This is a genomic window from Actinoplanes sp. NPDC048791 (assembly GCF_040650095.1).
Classification (GTDB): domain Bacteria; phylum Actinomycetota; class Actinomycetes; order Mycobacteriales; family Micromonosporaceae; genus Actinoplanes.
In genome coordinates this window covers 1-1534 of sequence record NZ_JBEZGQ010001506.1, presented here as the reverse complement: position 1 = coordinate 1534, position 1534 = coordinate 1, and the positions used below count along the sequence as shown (strand labels likewise).

Genomic DNA, 1534 nt, shown 5'->3' with positions numbered 1-1534 from the left:
GCACCGCTTCGACGTCGACACCGCCGCCGTGTGCGCGGCTCTCACCGCCTACCACCGCGGCGATCTGCCGGCGATGTCCCGGCCGCTGGGTGTGGCGCGAGCGGCGCGGGCGGCGGCCGGCCCGCACCCGGTCGAGGCGGTCGACGCGGCGATCGGCCTGATCGAGTCGACCACGCTGGTGCGCTGGCGCGGCGACATGCCCCGGCTCCTGGAGATCTCCACCGGGCTGATCGACGACATCGCCACCGTGACCGAGGACCTCGGCGGCGACCTCGTGCGGTACCGCACGCTGGCGCTGGCCAACAAGGCGGTGGCGATGCTCTGGATGGGCCGGCTCGACCACGCCGACCGCTATCTGTGGGCGGCGTCCGCCAACGCCCGCAGCGCCGGCCTGCCGCTGGTGGCGGTGAGCATTCTCGGTCACCTGGCTCTGCTGGCCTTCTTCCGCGGCTCGGTACGCGAGGCGGAGGAGCACGCGACGGCCGCCATGGACATCGCCCGCCGCATCGATGCGGAGTTACGCCCCGGCACCGCCTCGGCCCGGCTGACCCGGGCCCTGATCGAGTCGGAACGGGGACGCGACATCGAGGCGGAGGAGGAACTGCGCCGGGCCCTGCAGATCAGCGGAGAGATCCCCGAGGCCGCGATCGCCGTGGTCGCCGCCCTCGTCCACGCCAGACTGCTGACCGACCGGGGCGACCTGGCCGGCGCCCGCACCGCGCTGCGCCAGGCGTGGGCCGAGGCGCGGCCGGGACTGGTGTCGCCGCTGCTGGCCGGCCTGACCGAGCTGGCCGAATGCGAGATCGACCTGGCGGCCGGCCGGACGGATGCGGTCGTGGGCCGCTACGGCGACGGGCGCCGGCTGTCGCCGGCGGAACAGGTGTGCCTGGCCCGGGCCCTTCTCGCCGATCGGCGCAGCGCCGACGCCGGGACCCTGCTGGGCCTGGCCGGGGCGGGGGCCGACCGGATCACGGCCGTGCGCGCCTGGGTTCTCATCGCCCTGACGGCGGACGCGCAGGGCCACGGCGGGCAGGCCGGCGAGGCCTTGCAGCGGGCGCTGACCCTCGCCGAGCCGGAACGCATCCGGCGGCCGTTCCAGCACCTCGACGGGCCGCGGGTGCTCACCCTGGCCGGACGGCAGCAGTGGCTCGCCGAGCCGCGCAACGCGGCCGGTGAGAACGTGCTGGCCGAGATCACCGGTGAGCTGCCGGTCATTCCGCCGGCGGCCCTGCCGCTCAGCGAGCGCGAGCTGGAGGTGCTCCAGTACCTACCGACGATGCTCACCGCCGGGGAGATCGCCGAGAGCCTGACCATCTCGGTCAACACCGTGAAGGCGCACATGCGCTCGATCTATCGCAAGCTCGGCGCCGGCCGGCGCCGCGAGGCCGTCGTGGCCGCACGGCAGCTGGGCCTGCTCTGAGCTGCTGCCGGTGACCCGCCGCCATTCGTAGCGGGTGATTCCGGCGCGTCCGCACCGGCCGAGACTGACCGCATGCCGCCACCCGATCGCCGGCGCCGGCCGGTCCCCGTCCTG

At 75.1% G+C, this 1534-nt stretch carries 1 protein-coding gene; it reads left to right on the top strand.

The features are described 5' to 3' along the window. Positions 1–1420 (top strand): LuxR C-terminal-related transcriptional regulator (locus AB0C29_RS47910; protein WP_360834974.1); only part of this gene is annotated, 1420 nt, incomplete at its 5' end. Between the last annotated feature and the right edge of the window lie 114 nt (positions 1421–1534).